General features: G+C 61.8%; 7 protein-coding genes. 6 read left to right on the forward strand and 1 reads right to left on the reverse strand.

Features of this window, described 5'->3' with window-relative positions:
* From AC5RWX_RS29980 to prfB, 6 genes are all read left to right on the forward strand, one after another.
* Window positions 1-614, forward strand: a 614-nt coding sequence (locus tag AC5RWX_RS29980) for a type II secretion system F family protein (protein ID WP_494099860.1), incomplete at its 5' end; no start/stop codon positions are given.
* Window positions 615-678: 64 nt separating this feature from the next.
* Entirely contained in the window at window positions 679-927 is a 249-nt protein-coding gene (locus AC5RWX_RS29985; RefSeq protein ID WP_494099861.1) for a hypothetical protein, read from the forward strand.
* Between the two features lie 60 nt (window positions 928-987).
* Window positions 988-1,410 (forward strand): TadE/TadG family type IV pilus assembly protein, encoded by a 423-nt coding sequence (locus tag AC5RWX_RS29990; RefSeq protein WP_494099866.1) that lies wholly within the window; start codon window positions 988-990, stop codon window positions 1,408-1,410.
* Window positions 1,411-1,525: 115 nt separating this feature from the next.
* The gene (locus tag AC5RWX_RS29995) at window positions 1,526-1,918 is read left to right on the forward strand and encodes a hypothetical protein (protein WP_494099862.1); all 393 of its coding nucleotides are present in this window, start codon (window positions 1,526-1,528) and stop codon (window positions 1,916-1,918) included.
* A 29-nt stretch (window positions 1,919-1,947) separates the two neighbouring features.
* The gene (locus AC5RWX_RS30000) at window positions 1,948-2,361 is read left to right on the forward strand and encodes a pilus assembly protein TadG-related protein (RefSeq protein WP_494099863.1); all 414 of its coding nucleotides are present in this window, start codon (window positions 1,948-1,950) and stop codon (window positions 2,359-2,361) included.
* 129 nt (window positions 2,362-2,490) lie between these two features.
* Window positions 2,491-3,609, forward strand: coding sequence for a peptide chain release factor 2 (prfB, locus tag AC5RWX_RS30005; protein ID WP_494099864.1), 1,119 nt, complete (start codon window positions 2,491-2,493; stop codon window positions 3,607-3,609).
* A 35-nt stretch (window positions 3,610-3,644) separates the two neighbouring features.
* Here prfB and AC5RWX_RS30010 read toward each other — a convergent pair.
* A partial coding sequence (locus AC5RWX_RS30010) for a S8 family serine peptidase (protein WP_494099865.1) occupies window positions 3,645-5,007 on the reverse strand: 1,363 nt, incomplete at its 5' end.

Consider the following 5,007-nt stretch of genomic DNA (forward strand, 5'->3'; position numbering starts at 1 on the left):
AACTGTTGTGGGCGGCCGCCGGCTTCGCAGCGTCGATCATTTTCATCATTGTCGGTGCGGCTTCGGGCAGGTTCAACCCTTTATTGGCTTCCGTTGCTGTCCTGGGGAGTGCCATAGGAGGGTTCATGTTCCGCGACTACTGGCTTGGCGCCCAGATCCGCCGGAGGGAGTCGAAGATGATGGCGGAATTCCCCAGCCTCGCTGAACTAATGGCGTTGGCAGTCAGCGCGGGGGAGAGTGCAACAGGCGCCCTGGACAGGGTCTGCCGTAGCGCCGGGGGTGAGCTCACGAAGGAGTTCTCGAAGGTCCTTACTGAGACGAGAGCAGGTAAACCCCTGATCCAGGCACTGCAGGAGTTTTCGGCGCGGACAGATCTGGCACCCCTCGTCCGTTTCGTCGACGGCATCGTCGTCGCGGTCGAGAGGGGCACTCCCTTGGCCGATGTGCTTCGGGCCCAGGCGCAGGACGTACGTGATACGGCAAAGCGCGACCTGATGGAAGCAGCAGGCAAGAAGGAAATCGCCATGATGGTGCCGCTCGTATTTGGTGTGCTGCCCTTGACTGTTGTTTTTGCTGTCTTTCCGGGCATTGCCGCAATAAATCTCGGATTCTAATGTCAAAAGAGCGTGCACGTATCGATCAATTCACAGCTGGAAAAGAAGGAAGAGGACGAAAAGAATGAAAAAACTGGGGTTTCGCTCGATGGTGCTGTTCCTGTCTCTTGCCACAACACTGCTGGCGGGCCTGGTCCTCGGAAACGCACGGCAATGGAGGCGCGCAGCGCCCGACGACCACGAACGAGGTGACGTCCCCGGCTGGGTGATGATCACCCTTATGTCCGCCGTCCTTGTGGCAGCTTTGCTGGCGCTCGCCGGCCCGGCGCTGGAAGCCATGTTTAACCAGGCGATGGACAAGGTCGGAAGCTAATAAATGCCAACGTCCATCCGCGGTAGGAAGCTGGACCGCGCTCTGGACATGCCAGACAAAGTGGCGCGCCGGGGTAGGACAGTCTCCTATCGCACCACGGCATGGGAAGCGGAATCCCGGGAGCAGGGGTCTGCCGTCGTCGATTTTGTCCTGGTCGGCAGCCTCCTGACACTGTTCTTCCTTGCGATCATTCAGCTGACACTGGTCCTGCACGTGAGGAACACTTTGATTGACGCGGCGGCATCGGGTGCCCGCTACGGAACCCTTGCGGACCGGAGTGCTGCCGACGCGGAGGAGAGGACACGGAGCCTTATTCAGTCCGCCCTGAATGCCAGCTTTGCACAGCAAGTAAGCACCAGTGAGGTGACGTACCAAGGTCTGCGGGCTCTGGAAGTGACCGTACGGGCTCCGATGCCCGTGATAGGTCTCATCGGGCCGCGGGACGTGTTGGAGGTGAAAGGTCATTCCGTTGTTCAGCCGTGACCCAAGCCGTGCATCTTCCCTCAGGCAGCTGAAGGTAGCACTCTGCCTTCCACCGTGCACTGCAGAACAAACGCCGCGGCCGCCCCTCGCCCACCAGAATGAACGGGGCAGCGCAGTGGTTGAGTTCACCTTCCTGGCGCTCCTGCTGATGGTGCCGCTTGTATACTTCATCCTCACCATGAGCCAGATCCAAGGCGGCTCCTTTGCTGTCGTCGGGGCCGCTGACCAGGCAGCCAAGGTCTACGTAGCGCAGCCTGACGCAGCTACGGCCCAGGCAGCAGCCGAACAGGCGGTGGCGATTGCGCTCGCCGACTTCGGACACCAGCCCGAGGGGGCGCGGATAGCGACGTCCTGCCATCCCGCAGATTGCCAGGCGGCCGGCAGCACGGTCACAGTGACTGTGAGCCTGACAGTGCCACTCCCGTTCCTGCCGTTCGACGGAAATTTTCGCCTCAGCGCCACCGAACTTGAGGCGTCATCCACGCAACTGGTGGGCAGGTTCCGTTGAGGGGAACGCAGCGGGATGAAAACGGTCAGATGATGGTGATGATCCTTGGCTACGTAGTTTTGGCCCTGCTGGTCAGTACTGTGGTCATCGGCATTTCCTCCGTCTACCTTGAACACAAGCGGCTGCTTTCGTTGGCCGATGGTGCCTCCCTTGCTGCCGCAGACAGCTACACCTTAGGGGAGGTGGAAGTGCAGGGAGGGAGCCCCTCCGCGGTCCTGAGCCCTGCAAGGGTGAGGAACGTTGCAGCTGACTTTGTTTTCAGGAGCCCCGCATCACAGCGCTTCGATGGGCTCGCCGTTGCAGGGGAGACGGGGAGTCCTGACGGTTCGACGGCCGTCGTAGTGTTGACTGCCGCTGTACATCCGCCGGTGGTGAACTTCCTGATGCCTGATGGCATCAGGATCGAGGCGACTTCAACCGCACGTTCGCGGCTCACCCGCTGATGCCGCCAGGCGTGCAGGCTGCCTGCCCTTGTTTCACGCGCTGAAACTTCCGGGGCGAGCGCTCCCCAACTGCACCGTGGGGCGGGAGGGGTCCGTGCCTCCAGCGGGATAGCGTAGGCTTAAACAACCATGGCCAATATTGATTTTTCCGCTGAAATCCGCGCCCTTCGCGCCACCTACGAGTCGATTGAGCGAGTATCTGACGTAGAAGCACTGAAGGAAGACATCGCCGAACTCAGCGAGCGGGCCGGCGAGCCGGACCTGTGGGACGACCCCGCAGCGGCGCAGAAAATCACTTCACGGCTGTCCCACCGGCAGTCAGAGTTGGAACGCCTTAACAACCTGGCCTCAAGGATCGATGACCTCGAGGTTCTGGTGGAACTCGGGCAGGACGAGGACGACGCCGCTTCCATGGGCGAGGCTGCTGCTGAGCTGGAGTCCATTAAAAAGGCCCTGAAGGAACTTGAGGTCGTCACCCTGCTTTCAGGCGAGTACGACGAGCGTGAGGCCGTAGTCTCGATCAGGGCCGGAGCCGGCGGCGTGGACGCAGCCGACTTCGCCGAGATGCTGATGCGCATGTACCTTCGCTGGGCGGAGCGGCACGGTTACCCCACCACTGTCATGGACACCTCCTACGCCGAGGAAGCCGGTCTGAAGTCGGCAACCTTTGAGGTGAAGGCACCTTATGCCTTTGGAACACTGAGTGTCGAAGCGGGCACCCATCGGCTCGTAAGGATCAGTCCTTTCGACAACCAGGGCCGACGCCAGACTTCCTTCGCCGCCGTGGAGGTCATTCCGCTGATCGAGCAAACCGACTCCATCGAGATCCCGGACAACGAGATTCGCGTCGATGTCTTCCGCTCATCAGGGCCGGGCGGGCAGTCAGTTAACACCACTGACTCCGCGGTCCGCCTGACCCACATCCCAACCGGAACCGTGGTTTCCATGCAGAACGAAAAGTCGCAGCTGCAAAACAGGGCAGCAGCCATGCGCGTCCTGCAATCCAGGCTCCTGCTCCTGAAAAAGGAGCAGGAGGACGCCGAGAAGAAGGCGTTCGCCGGCGATGTGAAGGCGTCCTGGGGCGACCAAATGCGCTCCTACGTCCTCAACCCTTACCAAATGGTCAAAGATTTGAGGACCGAGCACGAAGTCGGGAACACCTCGGCTGTGTTCGACGGCGAAATCGACGACTTCATCGACGCCGGCATCCGGTGGCGCACGGACAACCGCAACGCCGACAAGTCCTAGCCTCGGCGGTAGGGGAATTCGGGCGCTGTTCCTGCTTAGGAGCTTGCTGCCGTGGATGCGTACCTGTACATAAAGGCTGCCATGGCTTCCCTGGAAACGGCGAGAGTAGGCCGGTAGGTTTTGGTTCCGTCAGATTCGGTCCAGCCGTTGCTGATCGGCCGCGAGGCGAGCCAGGCGATCTCCTTGTAGAAGATGTGGCTGGTGGCGACGTCGGTGAAGGGGGACTGTGATGGGGGTACATAGGTGGGGCTTCCGGCGAGCCGGTACATAAAGGCGGCCATCGCTTCCCTGGAAACGGCGACAGTAGGCCGGTAGGTTGTGCTTCCGTCGGGTTCGGCCCAGCCGTTGCTGATCGGCCGCGAGGCGAGCCAGGCGACCTCCTTGTAAAAGATGTGGCTGGTGGCGACGTCGGTGAAGGGGGAATGCGATGGGGGTACATCGGTGGGGCTTCCGGCCAGCCGGTACATGAAGGCGGCCATGGCTTCCCTGGAAACGGCGAGAGTAGGCCGGTAGGTTTTGGTTCCGTCGGGTTCGGCCCAGCCGTTGCTGATCTGCCGCGTGGCCAGCCACTCAATCTCAGCCGCGAACGCATGCCCGGAATCGATGTCCATGAACGGACGGACGGTGAAGGGCGGAGAGGATTCGGCGGGCGCGATGTTCAGCAGCCGGTTAGGGGTTCCGATACTGGAGGCTTTGATAACTCCCGTCACAGCATTGGAAACTATGGTGTCGGCCACCTGGGCCGGTGTCAGCAGGGGATCCTGGGCCAGGAGAAGCGCCGCCGCGCCGGCTACGTGGGGCGTGGCCATCGATGTCCCGCTAAGTGACGCTGTAGCAGTCGATGAGGTGTGCCAAGCGGAACTGATTCCTACTCCTGGAGCGTAGAGGTCCACGCATTTACCGGAGTTGGAAAATGAGGCCTGCCGGTCGGAGGAATCGCTGGCTGCGACCGTTAATGCGGCCGGGATGCGTGCCGGGGAAGCCGCGCAGGCGTCAACGGCGCTGTTGCCCGCGGCGACGACGACCGTGACGCCATCGTCGATGACGGCTTGGACCGCGGCGTCAAGGGTGCTGCTGCTGGGACCCCCGATACTCAGGTTGGCGACCGCCGGAGTTCCTTCCCGGTGGTTTCCAGCAATCCAATCGAGCCCTTCTATTACATCCGAGTAGAAGCCTGAGCCGTCGCAGGCCAAGGCCCGCACTGGGATGAGGGTCGCGTTCTTGGCCACGCCGTGGACAGTTCCGCCGATGGTCCCGGCCACGTGCGTCCCGTGCCCGTTGCAGTCGCTTGACCCAGCACCGTCAGACATCGCCGAGCCCCCTGCCTCGACCCGGCCGCCGAAGTCAACGTGGGAGGAACGGATTCCAGTGTCGACTACGTAGACACTGACGCCCAGT

Source organism: Arthrobacter sp. SPT-J7, assembly GCF_059089965.1.

Bases quoted from the DNA above. Each gene is read 5' to 3' on its own strand.
- prfB (WP_494099864.1), top strand. From the start codon at position 2,491: ATGGCCAATATTGATTTTTCCGCTGAAATCCGCGCCCTTCGCGCCACC.
- AC5RWX_RS30000 (WP_494099863.1), top strand. From the start codon at position 1,948: ATGATGGTGATGATCCTTGGCTACGTAGTTTTGGCCCTGCTGGTCAGT.
- AC5RWX_RS29985 (WP_494099861.1), top strand. From the start codon at position 679: ATGAAAAAACTGGGGTTTCGCTCGATGGTGCTGTTCCTGTCTCTTGCC.